At 37.2% G+C, this 21,486-nt stretch carries 19 protein-coding genes; all 19 read right to left on the reverse strand.

All coding sequences use genetic code 11. From position 1 onward, the window contains the following. Nucleotides 1-61 precede the first annotated feature (61 nt). Nucleotides 62-778: a GntR family transcriptional regulator gene (locus tag D9782_RS01120; RefSeq protein ID WP_026682296.1), complete on the reverse strand. Its 717-nt coding sequence runs from the start codon at nt 776-778 to the stop codon at nt 62-64. A 121-nt stretch (nt 779-899) separates the two neighbouring features. Then, a complete protein-coding gene (locus tag D9782_RS01125; protein ID WP_026682295.1) occupies nt 900-1,892 on the reverse strand; it encodes a LacI family DNA-binding transcriptional regulator in 993 nt (330 codons plus the stop codon). 158 nt (nt 1,893-2,050) lie between these two features. Beyond that, the gene (locus tag D9782_RS01130) at nt 2,051-2,248 is read right to left on the reverse strand and encodes a hypothetical protein (protein ID WP_121603847.1); all 198 of its coding nucleotides are present in this window, start codon (nt 2,246-2,248) and stop codon (nt 2,051-2,053) included. 644 nt (nt 2,249-2,892) lie between these two features. Then, nucleotides 2,893-4,173: a Gfo/Idh/MocA family protein gene (locus D9782_RS01135; RefSeq protein ID WP_026679626.1), complete on the reverse strand. Its 1,281-nt coding sequence runs from the start codon at nt 4,171-4,173 to the stop codon at nt 2,893-2,895. A 50-nt stretch (nt 4,174-4,223) separates the two neighbouring features. After that, nucleotides 4,224-5,051 carry a carbohydrate ABC transporter permease gene (locus D9782_RS01140; RefSeq protein WP_026679627.1) on the reverse strand — a complete coding sequence of 276 codons (828 nt, stop codon included), beginning with the start codon at nt 5,049-5,051 and terminating at the stop codon, nt 4,224-4,226. 15 nt (nt 5,052-5,066) lie between these two features. Next, entirely contained in the window at nt 5,067-5,981 is a 915-nt protein-coding gene (locus D9782_RS01145; RefSeq protein WP_026679628.1) for a carbohydrate ABC transporter permease, read from the reverse strand. A 33-nt stretch (nt 5,982-6,014) separates the two neighbouring features. Beyond that, complete coding sequence (locus D9782_RS01150; protein ID WP_026679629.1) at nt 6,015-7,271, reverse strand: ABC transporter substrate-binding protein; 1,257 nt, start codon at nt 7,269-7,271, stop codon at nt 6,015-6,017. Between the two features lie 76 nt (nt 7,272-7,347). Further along, nucleotides 7,348-8,286: an ROK family protein gene (locus D9782_RS01155; RefSeq protein ID WP_051388219.1), complete on the reverse strand. Its 939-nt coding sequence runs from the start codon at nt 8,284-8,286 to the stop codon at nt 7,348-7,350. 495 nt (nt 8,287-8,781) lie between these two features. Continuing rightward, the gene (locus D9782_RS23720; protein ID WP_256365762.1) at nt 8,782-8,907 is read right to left on the reverse strand and encodes a hypothetical protein; all 126 of its coding nucleotides are present in this window, start codon (nt 8,905-8,907) and stop codon (nt 8,782-8,784) included. 78 nt (nt 8,908-8,985) lie between these two features. Continuing rightward, on the reverse strand, nt 8,986-9,111 hold the full coding sequence (locus D9782_RS23725) for a hypothetical protein (RefSeq protein ID WP_256365762.1): 126 nt from the start codon (nt 9,109-9,111) through the stop codon (nt 8,986-8,988). A gap of 78 nt (nt 9,112-9,189) precedes the next feature. Continuing rightward, nucleotides 9,190-9,315 carry a hypothetical protein gene (locus tag D9782_RS23730; RefSeq protein WP_256365763.1) on the reverse strand — a complete coding sequence of 42 codons (126 nt, stop codon included), beginning with the start codon at nt 9,313-9,315 and terminating at the stop codon, nt 9,190-9,192. Between the two features lie 29 nt (nt 9,316-9,344). Beyond that, nucleotides 9,345-10,526, reverse strand: a complete 1,182-nt coding sequence (locus tag D9782_RS01160; RefSeq protein ID WP_026682522.1) for an ROK family transcriptional regulator — start codon at nt 10,524-10,526, stop codon at nt 9,345-9,347. A gap of 215 nt (nt 10,527-10,741) precedes the next feature. After that, nucleotides 10,742-13,822: a beta-galactosidase subunit alpha gene (gene ebgA, locus D9782_RS01165; protein WP_121603848.1), complete on the reverse strand. Its 3,081-nt coding sequence runs from the start codon at nt 13,820-13,822 to the stop codon at nt 10,742-10,744. A 21-nt stretch (nt 13,823-13,843) separates the two neighbouring features. Then, nucleotides 13,844-14,791, reverse strand: coding sequence for a DMT family transporter (locus D9782_RS01170; protein ID WP_121603849.1), 948 nt, complete (start codon nt 14,789-14,791; stop codon nt 13,844-13,846). Between the two features lie 230 nt (nt 14,792-15,021). Next, nucleotides 15,022-16,740 carry an amylo-alpha-1,6-glucosidase gene (locus D9782_RS01175; protein ID WP_121603850.1) on the reverse strand — a complete coding sequence of 573 codons (1,719 nt, stop codon included), beginning with the start codon at nt 16,738-16,740 and terminating at the stop codon, nt 15,022-15,024. 37 nt (nt 16,741-16,777) lie between these two features. Continuing rightward, nucleotides 16,778-17,602, reverse strand: a complete 825-nt coding sequence (locus D9782_RS01180; protein ID WP_026682526.1) for a carbohydrate ABC transporter permease — start codon at nt 17,600-17,602, stop codon at nt 16,778-16,780. Next, on the reverse strand, nt 17,602-18,555 hold the full coding sequence (locus D9782_RS01185) for a carbohydrate ABC transporter permease (protein WP_051388431.1): 954 nt from the start codon (nt 18,553-18,555) through the stop codon (nt 17,602-17,604). The genes D9782_RS01180 and D9782_RS01185 overlap by 1 nt, the downstream gene beginning before the upstream one ends. 111 nt (nt 18,556-18,666) lie before the next feature. Further along, nucleotides 18,667-20,097, reverse strand: a complete 1,431-nt coding sequence (locus D9782_RS01190; RefSeq protein WP_121603851.1) for an ABC transporter substrate-binding protein — start codon at nt 20,095-20,097, stop codon at nt 18,667-18,669. A gap of 415 nt (nt 20,098-20,512) precedes the next feature. Next, entirely contained in the window at nt 20,513-21,304 is a 792-nt protein-coding gene (locus D9782_RS01195; RefSeq protein ID WP_034679513.1) for an SDR family NAD(P)-dependent oxidoreductase, read from the reverse strand. Nucleotides 21,305-21,486: the final 182 nt, after the last annotated feature.

The raw sequence follows: 21,486 nt of genomic DNA on the forward strand, positions 1-21,486 counted from the left end.
AACCAGTTGTTCTATTAGAATACTCTATTAAGATTTCATTTAATACTTAATAGAGTACAATCTAAGTCAATTCTACCGTATAATCAAACTTATCTCCTCTAGCCACACTAACAGTATATTCAATTAACTGATCCTGATGATAGGCAAATCGTTTGATTAGCATTGCTGGCTGCTGAGAGGGTATTCCTAAATAACGTGCCTCTGTCTCTCGAAGGCTAGCAGCAGAGAAGCGCTCAAGTGCTTTCGTTACTACTACTTGATATTCTTGGTAAAACACATCATACATTGGTCTTTCTATTAACTGTGCTTTTGTTAGATTAGGAAATCGTTTCTTTGGCAAATAGGATGTTTCATACATTAATGGCTCATTATCGGCAAGTCGTAATCGAATAATTTGAAAAACTTCATCGTACGGTTTGATATCCATTTTTGTTGCTAGTCTTTCTTCCACCGCAATTTCTTCAAAGGACAATACTTGTGTCATGGGAACCTTACCCATCTTTTGCATTTCTTCTGTAAAGCTATAGAGCTTTACTAAATCTTGGTTATAAGATGTTGCAGAAACGAAGGTACCTTTTCCATGAAGCTTATAAATATAGCCTTCCCTCTCTAATTCCTGTAGCGCCTGCCTGACGGTTATCCTACTCAAATCATACATATCACATAATTCGCGCTCAGAAGGTAGCTTTTCATGTTCTTGATATACTTGATTGTCTATCTTCTTAATTAATTCTTCCATTAATTGTAAATACAAAGGTACCTTACTACTTTTATCCAATTCGGACTTCCACCTCCCTTACTTAAAGTGGTTATTACCAGTTGCCTTTAGTATATAAAATCCTTACAAAAATGTAAAGGCTTTAATTTCAATTATTATTAACTTAGTGCTTCAATTATGTCTAAGATCGCACACTTTTACGAATAACAAGCTTTGTTGCAATAAATATTTTCTTTGCTATTTTCCTTCCTGCCAATCGCTCAACCAACGTATCCACAGCTGTTTCTCCCATAATTTCTGTATATACTTTAATCGTGCTCAAAGAAGGATACACATACTTAGATACAGACATATCATTCAAACCAATTACACTAACTCGATCAGGAACGGGAAGGTTGGCTTCATGAAGCGCACGTAAGCTGCCAATTGCCATGACATCACTACTCGTAAAAAATGCAGTTGGCAAATCATCACCTAATTCTTCGATTGCTTGTTTCATTAGCTGATAACCATCGTCCACCGAAAACGACCCTACATACATAAACCGCTCATTATATAATGCTTTTTCTTTCATATATGATTCGAAGGTTTTTTCTCGCAGGTCAATAAGCTCTTCAACCTCTCCCTTTAACAACTCCCTACCACCAATAAACCCAATCGACTGATGATTTGTTTGAATAAAATAGTCAATAACCGTTCTTGTCGCCTTTTCAAAATCAATGACAATCGCATCATATTTATCTTCATCTGGGCTATAATCAACAAATACCACATGTGGGTTAATAGCGGTTAATTCCTTAACCTGTCCATTACTAAATTTACCTACGGCAATTATTCCATCAATGCCTTCACTAGAAATTTCATCTATACTATTAAAAAAATATACTTGAGAATTTATATTCAACGCTTTGCATCGTTCTTCAATACCAAGGCGAATTGATAGATAATACAGATCACTCAGCTCTTCTTTTTCTGTATACCAATGTACAATAGCTATATTCGTACCATGGTACTTTTTTGATGTTTTCTTTCGGTAAGACAGTTCTTCAGCTGCTTCAAAAATTTTTTTCTTTGTTTCATCTGCCACCGATAAGCTTGCATCATAATTAAGTACACGTGAAACAGTTGCCGGTGACACACCAGCTTTTTGTGCTATATCCTTAATCGTTGCCAACAACATCACTCCTAAATCCCTAATCTACTAGTAACTATTTTACCATTTCCCAATACTAGCGTCTGTTTTCTGTAAGAAAAACGGAGCAAAATTCGCTCAGTCCTTATCAAAACATGCTCCGATTTACGCTCCCCCTAGTAGCTATTATGGAATAATAGCTACTGCTTGACCACCACTCCGGCTGCCCACTTCCCTTTCCGTGGGGTTTGTCCTTCAGCTAACTTTTTTAGCAAAACCCGCTCAAAAAAGTGGATCTTCAGGTCAAACATTTCCCACAGGAGTTGAAGTGGCCGCCCTTCGCTATCATCAGGCTCTACAACGCTAGCATGAAGTAACACAGCTGCTTTTATACTCACGGATAGCGATTTTCACTTTACCCATTGTAAAAAAAGTCAACCTATTACTTATGACAAGAATTGTTGCACCTTCTCATAGCGAAGACTAATTACGTAGACTCCTGTGGGATTAGCGCGAGCCGAAAATCCACTTTGCAACGTGTTCTTCTTTGCAAAGTTAGTTGAGGCCGTGCCCGCCGAAAGCGAAGTAATTAGTCGGAGCATTGCCAATATACATCAAACATTTCAAAATAACTACTTGGCTTAACGCAGTCATTGCACTGATTTTATACTTTCTTAACTTACAAAGAAAAATGACAGAAAGATTTCTGCCATATATTAACCATTTATTTTTCGATTTAAGAAGGCACCAGTCTGTTCATTCGCATATAAAGTGAAACAGTAGGAGGTTTGTTTTATCCCTCACGGATGGTTCGTACCACACGGCTATGACCTAAAGCTTTGAATCAATCGGACATTTACTGGCAGGCGATCCCCTACTTCCCCATAGTGGTATCTTGCGTACGGGTATTACTGCCAGTTATATGTAGGATAAAGAAAAAGGGAGATGTTCTTCATCCCCACTAATCCTAGCTGCATCACCCACTTCAACTTCTTTTAATTCTACTTTGGTTTATAGCGAAGGTGGTAGGCTTACAGGTTGCTCACTGTGATAAACTAGGTTTCCTATTCTCTTTCAGAAAATGCTCCAGTAGAATGACTTTACCATTTTCAAGTCTAGACGCCTCAGCGGCAAAAGCAATGAGATGACTCTCCAATGATTTCGTTGCAGAGGTCTTGCTTATATTGATTTCTCCATCAAAGCTTCTTACTTCTCGAAGGAAATCACGCACGATTCCTTCATCACCACCACCGTGACCACTTACAGGCTTGCTTAAATGAATAACTGTTTCATGTTTGGACAAAAAGTCATAAATTGAAATCTTATTTTCATCCATCTTCCCTCTAATTTCACCTTTCGTTCCCATAATTTGCACAATTCTAGTTTGCTCTCTTGTAAAAGCAGACATACTAAACGTAGCTGTGGCTCCATTTACGAATTCTAAATTAACAACTTGATGATCCACCACATTATTGTCAGATTGATACACACATTTCCCATAAGGAGTTGTTTCCAATGCACGTATAATTCCTTCTCGAGTATGGTCCGTCGTAAATTTCTTCGCCCAGCCCTTTCCTTCACCTAAGTAATAATTTCCAGCATGGAAGGGACATTCATTCTCAACCGGACAACCGTCCAAGCATCTTTCTGGAGCTCCATGTGGTTTATTTCCTTCATGAAAATGCATGAGTGAACCGAAAGAGCTTATATGCTTACATGGCTGATCCATTAAGTACATTAATATATCCATATCATGACAAGACTTTTGCAAAATCATTGGGCTAGAATGGTTACTATTATTCCAATTTCCTCTAACAAAACTATGAGACATATGCATAATTTCTACATTCTCATTCAATTGAATAGAAGCAATATCTCCAATCGTTCCTTCATCAATCACTCGCTTTATCGTTGACCAAAAATTTGTGTATCTAAGTACATGGCAAATTGTCAGCAACCTATTATGCTGTCTCGCTTTTCTTTCCATTTCAATACACTCTGCAGGATCTGGAGACATCGGCTTCTCCAATAAAATATGGTATCCTTTTTCAATCGCCTTTATCGTCGGTTTAAAATGTTGTCGATCCAGTGTACATATGAAGGCAACATCTGCTTCTATATTTGCTTCAAGTAATTCTTCCCACGAAGAGAAGCACTTATCTTCCGAAATATGATGCGTATCGGCAATAGATTTTCTTTTATCTTTGTTTAACTCAGCGACTGCGACAATATCTAATTCATGCGGATAATTTATTGCATAAGGAGCATATGCTTTAGCTCCTCTATCTCCTGCCCCAATTAGAACCGCTTTTATTTTTCGCACTGTGATCGCCCCTCTCCTCCTACAAATGATTTCGATTATTTAAGATAACATTACCCTTTTCGCCCTGATAGAGCGATACCTTCAACAAATGCCTTTTGGAATAACATAAAGATGATGATTAACGGCCAAGATGCTAAAAACGTTCCAGCCATTAATACGGGATAATTCGTACTATATTGCCCTTGTAATGAAGCTAACCCTGCTGATAAAGGCATCTTATCAGGAGAGCTATTAACAATTAACGGCCATAGAAAATCATTCCATGACCAGAGTATCGTAAAGATAGCAAGAGCAATTAACCCTGGTTTAGCTAATGGTAACATAATCCTCCAATAGATTTGGAAATGATTACAGCCATCTATCTTCGCAGCCTCTTCTAATTCATCTGGCATTGTCATAAAAAATTGCCGTAATAAAAACGTTCCAAAAGCACTAAATAATCCTGGAAGAACGAGGGCTGTTAATGTGTTTAACAAATCTAGATTAGCTATAATTTGGTACTGTGGTATTAAAAAAGCCTGTGGAGGTATCATTAATACAGACAAATATAAAATAAAAAAGAAATTTCTTCCTGGGAACTTAATACGCGCAAATGCGTATGCTGCTAAAGAACATAAGAATAACTGTCCAATCGTTTTAATAATAGTTGTAATAAAAGTATTCCAATAGAATCCAGCAAAAGGAAATGAGTCAAATATCTCTTTATAATTGCTCCACTGAAAGACTTCTGGAAATATTTTTGGCGGAATTTGCGCTGCTTCCCCAACTGTTTTCAATGAGGTTAATATCATCCATAAAAACGGACCAATCATTAATATTGCACCACATAGTAATAATAAGTGGATGACTAGTTTCCGAGATTTACTGACATTTTCCATACAAACACCTTCTTTCTACTCATAATGAACCCAGCGTTTTTGTAATCTAAATTGAATGATTGTTAATACGAGAATGATAATAAACAACACAAAAGCAATTGCCGCTGCAATACCTTTCTCTCCAATAACAAATGCATAATGATAGAACAAGTAAATAACGGATTGAGCACTGTCAATTGCTGGATTGGTTGGGCTGACCATCATAAATATAAAATCGAATACTTGAAAAGCAGAAATAAATGAAATAACAGCAACAAAAAAGATCGTTGGTGAAAGTAAAGGCAACGTAATCTTAAAGAATGAGTATATAGGACTAGCCCCGTCTAAAGACGCTGCTTCATATAGAGACTTTGGTATTCCTTGTAATCCAGATAATAAGATAACCATATTTGTTCCTATCGCGCTCCAGGTTCCTACTATAATGATGGATATTAAAACCCAATTAGGATCCGTGAGCCAGCTAGGACCGTCAATAGAAAACCATTCAAGCATATGATTAATAATTCCATAGTCTGCATTATATAACCATTTCCAAATCATCCCTATTGCTGCTGGCATTGTGACAACCGGAAGAAAAAACAATGTACGATATATAGTAAGACCCTTTATCTTTTGATTTAGCAATACAGCTATTACGATCGAAATAGCAATACTAAATGGAACCATTACAAACGCATAAACAAGCGTATTTCTAAATGAATACCATATTTGCGGATCATCGAACATGTCTTTATAATTTTGTAAGCCTGACCAGCTGTAATTACCAAAATCTCCCCAATCATTGAAGCTATAATAGAATGTTTGAAAGACAGGGAAAATATAAAAGATTAGTAAGCCCAATAATGTTGGTGCAATAAATAAATAACCCCAGAAAATATCATTCTTTTTTAGTGTCGACATCTGGCGTGTCGCTACCTTAGTATCCTTCATATATAATCACCTCGATGTACTGAGCTTAATATATTACTCACTTGCTAGAACTTCTTCCATCTGTTTATCTATTTTTTCACTTGCTTCTTCTACAGTTATTTGACCAGACCAAGCCTTAGCTAGATTATCCTGTATAATTGTGGACCATTTGGAAGTATCCTTGGACACAGGGTAAGGTTCTGCGACCTCAGCCATATCTAAAAATACTTGTAAATTAAAATTAGGGGTCGATTTTGTCCAAGCATCTTGTGTGCCTTCATATGCAGGAATAATTCCTGATTCCGCTTGCATAACAGCGGCTTTCTCTGAACTTAGGAACGTTACAAACTTCCAAGCTGCATCTTTGTTTTCTGAGTTCTTAGCTATGACGTTTCCTAATCCATGGATTACATTTGAGCGCTTTTGCATTTCTGGTAAAAGGGCTACATCAGCATGCTCGTTCGTATATTCATTTGCTTTAAATTGTGGAATCATATACGAAGCTTGAAACATCATCGCAACCTTTCCTGATTCAAACATACTTGTTGCATCTGTTGTTTCCATTTGGGCATGTGTCGGTGAAACCTTATGTTTGTGAATTAAATCATAATATTTTTGAATACCATCTATCGTATTTGGATCATCGAAACCCGATTCTGTCTTATCTTCAGAAATAATATAACCACCATTTGCTAGAATAGTATTAAAATAACTAGCTTGCGCATCTTGAATAAAGGCGGCAATGCCATAGATATCTTTATCTGGGTTTGTTAGTGCTTTGGCAGCTTCCACGAGATCATCCCATTTCCATGCCTCATTCGGATAATCAATCCCTGCTTCATCAAAAAGTTTTTTATTATACCATAATCCAACAGTGTCATAGTCTTTAGGTAGCGCATAGGTCTTATCCTCATATTGATATAGACCTAGCAGTCCTTTAGGATATGGAGACAAATCTAGCTCATCATCCTTGATACGATTATTTATCGGTTCAAGCATCTCATTGGAAGCATATTTTACAAAGTTCGGCCCATTCATCCAAAAAACATCCGGTAAGCTTCCACCTGTTGCAGCAGCATCTAATTTTGTAAAATATTGATCATATGGAGTTAATTCCAATTTCACCTGAATATTCGGATAATCTTTGTTAAACGCTTTCACAATATCCTTTAACATATCCTCTTGATTCTTATCCCAGTATGCATATTTAATTGTTGCTTTCCCATCAGCGCTAGCACCCTCATCATTCGAGGAACATGCCCCTAACGTAAATACGAGAAAAATAATCAATACTACATAAAATTTTTTCATCTTGTCACCTTCCTATAGCAATTTGTAAAAGACCTAGCTTCGCTTGCTTTTCCACCTCCTACTAAATGTTAGGTCTTTAAAAAGTGAAATTTTGTTCAGGAGTTGTATTACTGCACATTACATTCTCCCAACTGCAAAGTGCAGCGCCAATCACACCTGAATCTCCCTTTAATTTGCTCCCGGTAATTCGCCCAAGCGCTTCTTTTTGCTCAGAGATTAAAAACGGACCAATATTTTGTTTAATTAAATCTAGTAGAAATGGATGATGATTTATAACTCCCCCACCAAGTACAATTTGATGTGGATCTAATAAACTAATAATCGAATAAATACCTTGAGAAATCGCAGGAATAACCTCATCCATAACATCGCTAGCTAACTTATCCCCAGCAATATACGCCTGAAAAAAGTCTTGTGTTGATGTAATGGAATTCCCCATTCTCTCTCTAGCAAGCTTATATATAGCAGGCCCAGATGCTGCATTTTCTAAAGTGGTTAGTTGTCCATCAACACCTGTAATAGGACACAAGCCAATTTCTCCAGCAAATCCTTCTCCTCTCAAAAAGGATCCATTTTGGATAATAGAGCATGAAATTCCAGTACTGATCGTTACATACACACAAGTGGAATTCGGTGCTACATTTAACTTCTTCCACTCCGCATAGGCTGCCATGTAAACATCGTTATCGATAACAATATGATGAATAGAGAATGCCTCTCTAAGTCTATTAACTAATGGAAAATCAATCCAAGGTAAATTATTTTGGTAAACAGCTATCCCGTTTAAACGATCTACCTTCCCTGGAACCCCTACTCCCATTGCTTTAATTTGTGAGATAGATAGATTTGCTTTTTTTAACACCTGATCAATACAAGTAACTACTTGTTTAAACATACTTTCCGAATTATTCGTATTACTACTCACTTTTGATCGATACAAAATAACACCCTGTTCATCCACAATCACAGCAGCAATTTTTGTACCTCCAATATCAACTCCTATTGAGAAACCCAACGTTTGTCACCTCATGTCTACATTCCTAAATTCCTAAATTTTAGTAAATTAATTATTAAATATTTACTAATTGTTTTTAATACTAGCATAGCGAATTTTGAATGTCTATAATTTTTGAAAAATTATAGACTGAATACCTTCTTCTTATTTCCGATTCTAGTAAAAGGAGGAGAAACATAAGAAAACGCTCGTCACTAGCGACTGTAGCCAGTCAACGGAGATAAAGGAGCTTTTCAGCCGATAATACTTATCGTAGGACAATTCGTGAAATCGCCTAGTTTCTGGACGCTGGAGCTGTACACGGCTCAACACGCCCATATTTATCCACATGGACGAATTTTTAATTTTCTAGACTACGAAAAGAGCAACCCTATGAGGCCGCAGCTCACAAGGTTGCCCTTTTGATTACAATCATTCAATGGTGTTGTTAAAAATGAACAGTTTGATAAAGTGAAACAGTTATATGCGGGATAAAGTGAAACTTCCATCCAGCTTTTACTGAAACAAATACGTACAAAGGCTTAAATCGCCACGTCCTGTGGCAACGCCTTTGTGACCTACTTCCATGTAGGCCCGAACCAATCGGACATTTACTGGTAGTTGATACCACCTCTTATCCATATTGGCTTCTCTTTATTGCTTGAAGTGGGATCTTACTGCCAGTTATATGCGGGATAAAGTGAAACTTCCATCCAACTTTTACTGAAACAAATACGTACAAAGGCTTAAATCGCCACGTCCTGTGGCAACGCCTTTGTGACCTACTTCCATGTAGGCCCGAACCAATCGGACATTTACTGGTAGTTGATACCACCTCTTATCCATATTGGCTTTTCTTTATTGCTTGAAGTGGGATCTTACTGCCAGTTATATGCGGGATAAAGTGAAACTTCCATCCAGCTTTTACTGAAACAAATACGTACAAAGGCTTAAATCGCCACGTCCTGTGGCAACGCCTTTGTGACCTACTTCCATGTAGGCCCGAACCAATCGGACATTTACTAGCAGTTGATACCACCTCTTATCCATATTTGTTTCTCTTTGGGATAAACGATTCATCATATTACTGGGTCAAATATTTCGGTGAGTAGCAATGATACAGCCCCTAAAATCGTCGCATCACTTCCTAGCTTTGTTACAGCTACCTTTGTTTCTTTAGCATCTTGGGTTAGTGCACAGCGTTTTATCCTCTCATGGATAGCAGGTAAGATAAAGGATGCACTATTCATCACCCCACCACCTAATATAATTTTCTCTGGGTTAATCATATGAATTAAATTGGTTAAACCGACACCGATGCAATCACCAGTTTCTTTTAAAACATCTATATAAATTTGATTTCCAGCCTTAGCCAGTTCAAAAACACTTTCTCCAGTCAATTTAAACGAGGCTGACTGACCATTCTGGCTTAGCCTTCTATGTGCACGTTCAGCAATAGCAGGACCAGTGGCAAATGTTTGCAAGCAACCACGATTACCGCACTCGCAAATATCACCATTAATATCAATGGTCATATGACCAATTTCTCCGGCAATATCCTGTGCACCGTGGAATAACTTCCCTTCCGTTACGATGCCTGCACCTACACCTCTTCCCAAATTAACAGCAACCATACTGTCTAAATCACCGTGACCTCCAAACCATGCCTCACCTAAGGCCATTGCACGTGCGTCATTTTCCACTTTAACCATGACATGGAACTCTTGCTCAAGCATTTCCTTTATTGGTATATGTGTTAGATTAAGGTTTGGAGCGAATAACGAGGTTCCTGTTTCAACGTTTACCACCCCGTGCATCGCTACTCCAATCCCCATAATTTCCTCTATATCCTTATTCGTTTGACGAAGTACTTGATGAATGCATTCCTTTAAATAAGAGAGAAAAGCATCATTAGTTACAGGTAAATCAAGTGTATACGAATGCCTTGCTTGAATTCTACCAGCAAGGTCTGCAACAATGCATTCTATCTGTTCTGGTCCTGCATCAACACCTAAAATATAAAAAGCTGTTTTATTAATATGAAGCATCGTCGGTTTCCTGCCACCCATGGACTGACCACGATTACTTTCCAATACAATTTGCTGATCAATTAACTCCTTTACAATACTACTGACAGTTGGTGGAGTTAGTTTCGTATCCTTGGCAATCTGCGCCCTAGAGATTGGCTCAAATTTCCTTATTTTATTTAAAATGATTGACTTGTTTACTGATTTCATCAGTTTAAATGTACCTCGTTGCATAGCATCCTCCGAATAATAATAACGTTGTCTCTATTGTATCATGGAGCAACTATTGATAAAGTGAAACTTCCATCCGTGTGGGGTGTGTTTACCCCCCACGAAGTTACGGACATTTACTGGCAGTTGATCCCCCTCTTATCCATAGTGGCTTCACTTTATCCCTTGAAGCTGGGGACTTACTGCCAGCCATGAATTGCTTTTGAACAATTTTTTTATTATACCTCAAGCTGTTCCTTCGCTTTCGTTATATCACTAATTTCCTTTGTTGAATACACAGATAGTTTTAGCTCAAACGAAAAAGATTCAAATTTACAACGATATTTTTCTAACTGATTTTGCCCACAGGAATTAGAACCTAACCCATTTTGCTTATGATCTAAGTGAAGCACAATGTATGGCCTCTTCTCTAAATCAATCGTATGATTAGCATGTTCTAAATCGTTTATCTCATAATAACTCGCATTAAAATCAAAGGTCGACTGCGTACCTACTGCCATGATAGCGACACCGTCATGATCGACAAAACGCACCCATCGTGTATCTGTTCGATTTCCATTCTCCTGTGGATAAACATAATTAGTAAATAATTTACTAACCGAACGTTCGTATACTCCTATTTGATTGGCTTGTTTAGAGTCACTATATGACTCACCAGGACCTCTTCCATACCAACGAGTAGTATCACAATCTTTATTAAGCCGCATTTCTACACCAATTCTAGGTATCATTTTTGGTGCGTTTTCGATTATTCCACTAGGCGTACCTGAAACCTGAAACAACATATCTCCATTAGGATAAATGTGATATTGATACATGCATTCATAATACCAAGCAGAATTCGTTGTCCCATTTACTGTTTTAACAGTAATAATTATTGTATTGTCAGTACGTTTATATTGAACTTCCTCCACTACCTCATGCCATAAATGCATAAAATATTTTTCTTTGTAGTCCTTTAATATATGCATATCATTATCGATAGGAGCCCGCCAAAACTGTAATTTAGGACCTTTTTCAACAACAGCAAGGCCATTTTTCTTCCATGAAATCATTTGACCATTCACTTTATCAAAAATGATCTCAACCTCACTATTAATAATTTCTATTGTGTGCTGCGTTTCCTTTAACGTTAAAGCACCCTTTGGCAAAATAGGCTTTGTTTTTTCTACTGTAATTGGCAGCTTAAATTGGGCAGTTGCAAGCTCATGCCCCTTTGCACTCCAAGTGAAATCTCGGTTGGTCAGATATGATAATGTTAGGTAATATTCCGTACCAGGTTCTTTATAAAAGTTAAAATCAAGATCTAGTATAATTTCCTCCGCTGTTCTTGCTGGAATAGGAGGTAATGCACAAGTCCTAGCATGCAGTGCTTCTCCATCCCGCTGAATCGCATAATGTAATGTGACATGGTTTAATGATATAAAGTCGTACCTGTTCTCTACTTTTATCCTACCTTGATTCAGTTCAACAGCAGACGTATCTATAGGCTCAATTATTTTTTTATACTCTACTAATGCTGGAGAAGGTGTACGATCAGGCATTAATAGACCATCGATGCAAAAGTTCCCATTCGTTGGATCATCTCCAAAATCTCCACCATACCGGTAATATTTGCTACCGTTTTCATCGACCGTTTCAATCCCATGATCATACCATTCCCAAATAAACCCACCTTGTAGATGCTCATATTTATTTATAAGCTCCTGATACTCTTTCAATCCTCCAGGACCATTACCCATCGCATGACCGTATTCACAATGGATATGTGGTTTTTTAGTTGTTTCAGCAATAGCTTGCATGGTTTTTCTTCCTTCTGGTGGATTTTCAAGCCATGTATACATGGTAGAATATACATCCGTTACTTCTGCTTTGCTATCACCTTCATAATGGACTAAACGCGTTGCATCTATATCTTTACAGTGTTTGGCCATTACTTTAAAATTATGACCGAATCCTGATTCATTACCTAATGACCACATGATTATCGATGGATGGTTCTTATCTCTATGCACCATTCGTATTAATCTATCTACATACATATCTTCCCATAATGGATTATCAGAGATCCAATTAAAATTATTCGTTAATTCAAAACCATGACACTCGAGATCTGCTTCATCAACTACATAGATCCCATACGTATCACATAATGTATATAGATATGGGTGGTTTGGATAATGTGCTGTACGAATCGCATTGATATTATGTTGCTTCATTAGGAGAATATCTTGTAGCATATCCTCTTTTGAGACCACTCTACCGGTAGCTGGATGGAAATCATGACGGTTTACTCCCTTTAGCTTAATTGCTACACCATTTACCGTAAACGTTTTTCCTTTGATTTCAATGTGTCGAAATCCAATTTGCTGTGGGATTACCTCGATCACTTGATCATCCAGTAGAACCGTTAAGTGTAACGTATATAAGTAGGGAGATTCTGCACTCCACAGCTCAGGTTGAGGAATTATTTCCTTAATTATAAATCTTTCACCAATACATTGATTTCCTAAAGCAACCGTTTCCTGCTGGTCATTTACTAGTTCATATTGTATGCGAATATTTTCTTGCCAGCCACGAATACTTCCACTCACTAATAATTCTCCCTTGGAAAATTGATCTTTTACGTTAGTTTCTACTTTAAAATCCTCTATTCCTGATTTAGGTTGCGTATATAGTTCAACATCTCTAAAGATTCCACTTAACCACCACATATCCTGATCTTCTAAATACGTACCATCAGACCATTGGTATACACGGACTGTTATTTCATTTTTTCCGTCCATCACATAAGGAGTAATCGTAAACTCTGATGTCATACGAGCACCTTTACTATAGCCTACCATCTCCCCATTTATCCAAATATGAAAGGCTGAATCAACTCCATGAAAGCGCAAAATCACATCATCTTTTAACCAAGTTGTATCAATTGAAAATTTCCGATGATAAATACCAGTCGGATTATCAGATGGTACATACGGCGGGCGAATGGGAAAATGATACCACACATCAGAGTAATGCATCTTACCATAACCTTCCATTTGCCAATTGCTTGGAACCTGTATAGAATCCCAACTGCTCCGATCATGATTAATTTGCTCAAAGCCTACTGGTGAGTATTCAGGGGCAGATAGAAAAAGAAAGTCCCATAACCCATTTAAGCTTTTAAAATGATGCGTATACTCTGGGTCTCCATCTATAGCTGTCTGTTTATTTGGATAAGAATAAAAAAAAGCTCGCGGTTTCATTCTATTTTGATCAGTAATTGTAATATCTTCCCACTCTTTATACATTCTCATTATTTCCCCTCCTATATAAAGTTAGCTATCCTTAGAGACGTTTACCACTTTTCTTTTCTGTCCTTTGTAATTTACTGCAATTATTCCAGTAGCTACAAGTATCAATGCTCCCATGATAAAGATGTTTAATGACTCCCCAGGGATAAACATCGCAGACAAGATCGCTCCTGAAACGGGTGTAATAAATTTAAACATACTTATCTCGCCAGCCTTATTAAATTTCAGAATAGAGTACCAGAGGCCAAAAGCGACAGCAGAAAGCAGTGCGGAGTAAATAAAAAGCATCCACCCAAGTGGTGTAAACGTTATCGCATTTTCTTGCAACTGCGGAATACCAATCACTAGCATAAGACCTGCCCCTATCGTTAACTGCCAACCAGTTAACGCAAAAGGATGGATACCGATAGCAAGCTCCTTTGCCATAATCGTCCCTATGGCGCTTGTTAAAGCTGCCAGTATCATATATCCCTCTCCCGTTACCTGAAAAGTGAGTTTAAGCTCTTCCCCCCAGTTAGCAACAATAATCCCTGCAAATCCTGCCATAAGCCCTACTGTTTTCTTCCAATTGATACGGTCATTTGTATAAAAGAAATGGGCTAAGACAACCGTAAAAAAAGTACCACTTGATAGTAAAATAGCTCCTTGCATACCAGAAACTTCTGCTAACCCATTATAAAAAAAGAAATACTGTAAACTAGTTTGAAGAATTCCGAAGATTACTAGAAAAAGAATCTGTCGCTTCGTAACGAATAATTTCTTAGGATTAGAAAAAATTAATCCCACTAAAAGAATTAGACCTGCTAATAAAAAGCGCATTCCAGCAAAAACAATCTTAGCAATTGTGTCATCTTTAGCCATTTGTAATTCTTCATAGCTTACTTTCAATACTGGAAATGCACTCCCCCATAAAATGGAACAAAAAATAGCAATACATACGACAACCCATTTTCTTTTAAGCATACTATCCATTTTATGTCATCTCCTATGTTGTTTTGTAGAATAAAGTGAAACTTCAATTAGTTGGGGGATGTTTATCACCCACTGATGGTTCGTACCACAAGGGTATGACCTAAAGACCTTTGAACAAATCGGACATTTACTGGCAGCTGATCCCGCACTTATCGATATTGGTTTCACGTTATTCCTTGAAGTGGGGTCTTACTGCCAGTTATATGCAGGGAAAAGTTACCTAGAAATCATTAAAGAGATGGCTTCTCTGTTTCTTTATTCACATATTCATGTGCCAAGATAAGAAACACACTTGACGTCCACGTAAATGCTCGATCTCGTAACCCTTCTCCCGATACAGCATTAAAATTTTCTGCCATTCCATGTTTTAATGCCATATTACAGAATTTATGAGCTAGGTCTCTAGCAAACGCTTCTTCCCCTGATTCCATTAATCCATCAATAAGCAACATGGTGGAAGGTGCCCAAATAGGTCCACGCCAATAACCGTCCTCTAAATAATATGGGCTCTGCAAGCTTTCAGTAGCAAGGCCATGTTCCGTTAAAAACCGGTTTTCATCCTTCAACCCTTCAATTAATCTCAATCGGATTTGTTTTGGAAGTCGCTTTGCTAGAATAATTGGCATAAATAACAATAAACTATCACCAGAACGCACATTTTCACCTGCGAGCTTTGCGACAAACTGCTCACCATCCCAAAAATAGGCTAACATATCGGTTAAAAGCTGATCTGCCTGCTTCTTCCATTCTTCGTAGTCCATTTGGAAATGTAAGCGATTAGCTATTTCTGCCAATGTTTCCATTTGTAAAATTAAAAATGCACAAAGATCTGGACTTTCGATAGGTATCCCTTGATGAAACAATGTACTATTATCCCAGCCACTATCATTACCATGTTGATATTCTGGAAATCCATTGTTATCAACATCACGTTCTTTAAAGAACCAACTGGTCCACTGTTTTAATGGTTGATAAATCTCAGCTAAATTTTCTTTTGATAATTCATTTGAATGTTTTAACATCCATGCCAACGTCCACCCATGAATTGGTGGTTTACTGCAATTCCAATAAGCAAATTGATCATTCATAAAATCTGGCAAAAGGCCGTTTTTTGCTTGTACATCAAAAAATATCATGAATTGATCCCAAGCTAACTTCGGATTCTTTTTGACTAAAGCCATTGCATTAAAGCAATGATCCCAGCTCCAAATATTTGTCATCCAATTCTTTGACATATACATCGCTGACCTTGGTAAATATCCCTCTTGTTTAACAACACAGGACCATGTTATGTAAGCAGCAAGTTGTCTTCCAGCTTCATATTCCGCCGGTACCGGCAACGTGTTTTCCAACCATTTTTTGTATTCGTCATTTACGTGATCAAGGGCTGTTTCAAACGTCGGATAATCGTTTTTTTGTTCATAGATTGTAAGAAACTCTTCAATAATTCCTTCTACAGTACCATTGTCTTCTCTAGGATGAAAATCTGCAATCACATAAGAACTACCATTTATATCCCAAGGCGCACTTACATCTAACTCCCCAATAAAGGGAGTTAACATAAATCGAATGCTTTGTGAAAAAACATTCACTTGCCAGCTTCGCGCTTGATAATAAAAAGCATTATCATAAGCATTTGTAACAAGAGATAACCGTAAACCAACTTGTTCCCCATAAATACGCAGACAATGAGCTTCTGAATAAATTAATCGAACTACTCCTTCTTCCGCTTGAAGGCAGAGGCAAGTCTCCGCTGCAATTGCATTAAAAGGTATACAATGTCCATTTTTCGTCACATCTAATTTAAATAAAGCGCCGACATCGTCATCACCACCTCTGATTGTACGTAAATAAATTCCTTCCGAACGATAGTCATTTTTAGGTAAATAGGAAATACTAAGATAAGAGCCAAATCGGCTAAAGGGTATATGTTTAAGATTTATATTCAACGATATCTTCTCCTCACATTTAATCTTCTATCCTATTTTACTTTACAGATCCGGATATACCTTCGATAAAATAACGTTGCATTACTATAAATATTAAAATTACAGGCAAGAGGGATATCGATGCTCCAGCTGCCATCCCTGTCCAATCCGTTTGATATTTACCAACAAATGAGAGCATACCCACTGCCAAAGTTCGTAAATCTGGATTATTTAATGTCAAAACGAGTGGAATTAAAAAAGAGCTCCAAGTCCAAATAAATTGCATAATTACAGCAGTAGCTATAACTGGCTTCGCAGAAGGAAGAATGATTTTAAAAAATGTTTTTAGAAAACCACTTCCATCTATAGCTGCAGCTTCTTCGATTTCTTTAGGCACGCGAGAAAAAAATGCTGCAAATAATAGAATAAAAAGCACGTGCGCCCCACTGGACTCTGCAAGAACTACACCGAATAACGTGTTAGATAATCCTAAAAACTTCATTAATTCATAAAGCGGAATGATTGTATACCCTGTAGGAATGAACATCAGCGCTCCGATAATAACGATCATTGTCTTTCTACCAGGAAAATCCACTCGCCCAAGCGCATATCCTGTTAAACAGCTTAATAAAACTACTATAGTTACAGTACCTAAAGTGATGACTACAGAATTTAAAAAGTACCCAGAGAAATTGGCAACATCCCATGCTCTAGTGTAGTTCTCCCAGTTCAACGTCTCTGGTATGGGATTAATTCCAGAAGTTAAAAAAGATGCATTGGTTTTTAATGAAGAAGATATCATCCAGATAAAAGGGTATATCCAGATAAAACCAAATAGGATTAAAAAGATATGGATTATTCCCCAAGTTATTTTTGAACGCATTACTTCTCCACCTCAACTTTCAATCCATTTTTATTTTTATGTCTATTGACCTTCATAACTACCCAACCAAGTAATAAACTTATTATGAATACTGTCATGCCTAATATCACACCAACTGTAGAGGCATAACCAACCTGAGATGGACCCTCTGAAGCAAACGCGAATCGATAAATATATAACTCTAAAGTTTCGGTGGAAAAGAACGGACCACCATTTGTTAATGTTTTTACTAGGTCAAATACACGCATACTGCTAACAGTTGTAAGTAATAATATCGTGGCTCCAACTGGTGCCAACATAGGTAACGTAATATAACGTAATGTTTGCCAATGTCCTGCACCATCAATTTTTGCAGCTTCATATAACTCTTTAGGAATCATCTGTAAACCTGTTAGCCAATAAATCATGATAATTCCTATTTCTTTCCAAGATCCAACAATGATAAGAACGATCATAGCTGTAAATGGATTAACTAACCAAGGTATAGCTTGGTCGATCACACCGACCATCACGAGTACTTGGTTGATTAAACCTTGATTACCAAAGATATTTTTCATAATAATCCCAACGATAGCTGTTGTTGTTACGACAGGAAGGAAATAGATGGTTCGATAAATAGTTCTTCCCTTCAGATTTGGACTATTTAATATTAAAGCAAGTATTAAAGCAACAGATACGGAAATAGTGGTAAAGCCAGATGTATAAATAAACGTATTTTTAAATGCATTCCAAAATTTTTCTTCAGTAAACACATTTTTATAATTATCGAATCCAATAAAATCAGTCAGTGGTCCTATACCAGACCAATCATAAAAGGAGTACACATAGCTCATAATAATGGGATAAAGAGATAAGCCCAAAAACACAATTACTTGTGGCAAGATAAATAAATACGCCCATATATATCGTTTCTTTGTATGCTTACTTATCGTCTGCTTTGCTATTTTGTTCATACAAATTCTCTCCTAATCAAACAAGCTCTAATGAAAAAGAAAGAGGACAAACTACTACGTTATCTCATAGTATATTCACTTAAGTAGCTCGCCCAATTTCATCTAACCACTCTATTTCAACTCTTGATACTCTTTTTCTGTATAGGGCTCATACGGAACCCAATTTGGAAATTGAAAATCCTCTCTAGAAACATTTTCATTTTCTTGAATTGCCTTAGTGAAAGCAGCATTATAGTCATCCGTGAAATCCGTTAATGCTCCTTGTAAATCTTCCACCTGTCCCGTTAGGTAGCCCATTAAAATAGAACCTGCGTCATTATCTGGTGCGTTCTTTTGTAGCGCAAGGCGTACTTCTTGCGTTTTCGGGTTGACAACAACCGGATTAGGGACACGAACCGACATCTCAGAGAAAATCTGCGCAATGTCATTTACTTCGGAAAATGGTAGCTCGACATTAATATCAGACGCTTCCTTCGCAATCAATGGCTCACCATCCTTGAGAATTTCGCGATATATATTTTCCTGTAAAAATTCTAAAAATAGTTTTACTTCATCCCAATGCTCGGTATCTTTAGATACATAGAGACCATCGTTACTACCTAATCGAAATTCTCCATATTGCTGACCATTTGGATTCTTTGTGGGTAAGGGAACTACTCCCCAGTCATCAAATCCATTTTCATGAAGTAACTGACCCGTCCAATTCCCATCGATTAGAAAAGCTGCTTGACCAGCAGTAAAAAGTTCTCTTGCTACCGTAGAATCTGTTTCCAAGGTTGATGGTGATAAAGCATTGCTATCCAATAAATCCTTCATCAATTTTATTGTCTCTACATATCCTTCTGTGTCATATTTATAATCGCCATTTGCATAATCATAACCACTTTCTGGTGAAAGCTCTGTTGCCATTAATTGTGTTACAGCCCTTACTAACCAACCAGACTGACCACCGAATATGAGACCATAAGATGATCCATTGGATTGATCATATATTTCTATACCCACTTCCTTTAATTCCTTCCATGTTTTCGGAACTTCATCAATCCCAAGATCATTCAATACTTGTTTATTGTAGAACATATAATATGTCCCACCTTTGTATACCGGAAACAAATACACATTTCCATTTAGTGATGCATTCCCTTCATCAAAGACTCCCTCCGTGTATTGCGATTGAACGTCTTTTGGAAAAACCTCATTTAGTTCATGTACAAGATCTAAATCTACAAATTCATTTAACGTAAAGGCATCCGTACTAAATATATCAGGAAGATTACGATCAGATATTGCTGCTTGGTATTCTGCTTCACTAGATTCAACATTCAAATTATTAAGTTCAACCTTAATATCTGGATGTTCTTTTTCAAATTTTTCGATTAAGATGGGAAAATAGCTTCTCCCCGCAGCAACGTTATTCCAAAGCTTGATTGTTGTTTTATCAGCATCGTCTTTATCTGCTTTTGAACTATCACTTTGACAACCAAGTAATAGAATTCCTAAGAATAAATAACAAATCATTATAAAAAAACACTTTTTTACCATGCGCACACTCTCCTTTATTATTAATTGTAATAGCCTATTAAACTAGCATTTCAATTAGTTGGAAGCTTGTTTATCTCCCACTGATTGGTAGTACCACACAAGGGTATGACCTACAGACATTTGAACTAATCGGACATTGACTGGCAGTTGACCCCACCCTTACCCATATTAGTTTTATTTTATTGCTTGAAGGTGGACTTACTTCCAGTTAGGTGAACCAATCGGACATTGACTGGCAGTTGTTCCCTCACTTAGCCATATTGGTTTCTCTTTATTGCTTGAAGTGGAGAGACTTACTGCCAGTTATATGCGGGATAAACATTCTTACAAAAGGAATACAAAAAACCGTATTTGTAACTGCTTATTCATGAAAATAAGCCCCCGTCCCAAGAAACGAATTGCCTCTTCATAGAACTCAAGCCAATCCTCCACCATCAACGACTAAAGTGGTTCCGGACACCCATGCAGATAGATCACTAGCTAAAAATAGTACTCCTTTGGCAATATCCTCAGGTGTACCAATTCGTTGCAACGGTCGATTAACCCCAGATGACACTAAAAATTCTTGATCATTAACATTTAATTGCTCTGCCTCCCCTCTTAATAGCGGTGTGTCTGTATCACCTGGACATATACAATTAACACGGATATTATCCTTTCCATGATCAATTGCCATTGCCTTAGTCATATTCACCACTCCTCCCTTAGCTGCACAATAAGAAGCGGCATCATCTCCTCCTTTTAATCCCCAGCCGGATCCTGTATTAATAATGCTCCCTCCACCATGATTACGCATGATTGGGATTACATACTTAGATAGTAAAAACACGCTTTTTAGCGATACGTCCATCACAAGATCCCAATCAGATTCCGTATGATCTACCGTATTTTTCCTTCGGATAACACCAGCATTATTAAATAATATATCTATATTACCGGAAACGCTTTCAATAATAGCAACCACAGCTTGGCAATCTTCATTAGAGGTTACATCACATTGTAAAAAAGCGGCATCACCCCCAGCCTGTACAATCTTGTCAGCCTGGTAATTCCCCTCCTCTGTATTAATATCAAGCATAAACACTTTACAATCTAATTCAGCCAATATTCGAGCTGTTGCTAAACCGATCCCTGATGCAGCACCTGTAATAACAGCTACTTTATTTGTTAATCCAAATAATTGTTGATTATCCACGCTAACCGACATCCCCTCTCACCTAAGAATTATTCACTTAATTAAATTAATTAATTATTAAATTTTTAAACATGTTATCATGCTAATATAATTGTGTCAATATTCTTTTTCTTTAAAAATATGTAGAAAATAGCATACTAACTACTAACTTTAATTGTCTAACAGGTACTAATTAGATACAAATATATGTTTGA

Source organism: Virgibacillus sp. Bac332 (assembly GCF_003667785.1).
In the GTDB taxonomy this organism is placed as follows: domain Bacteria; phylum Bacillota; class Bacilli; order Bacillales; family Amphibacillaceae; genus Virgibacillus; species Virgibacillus salarius.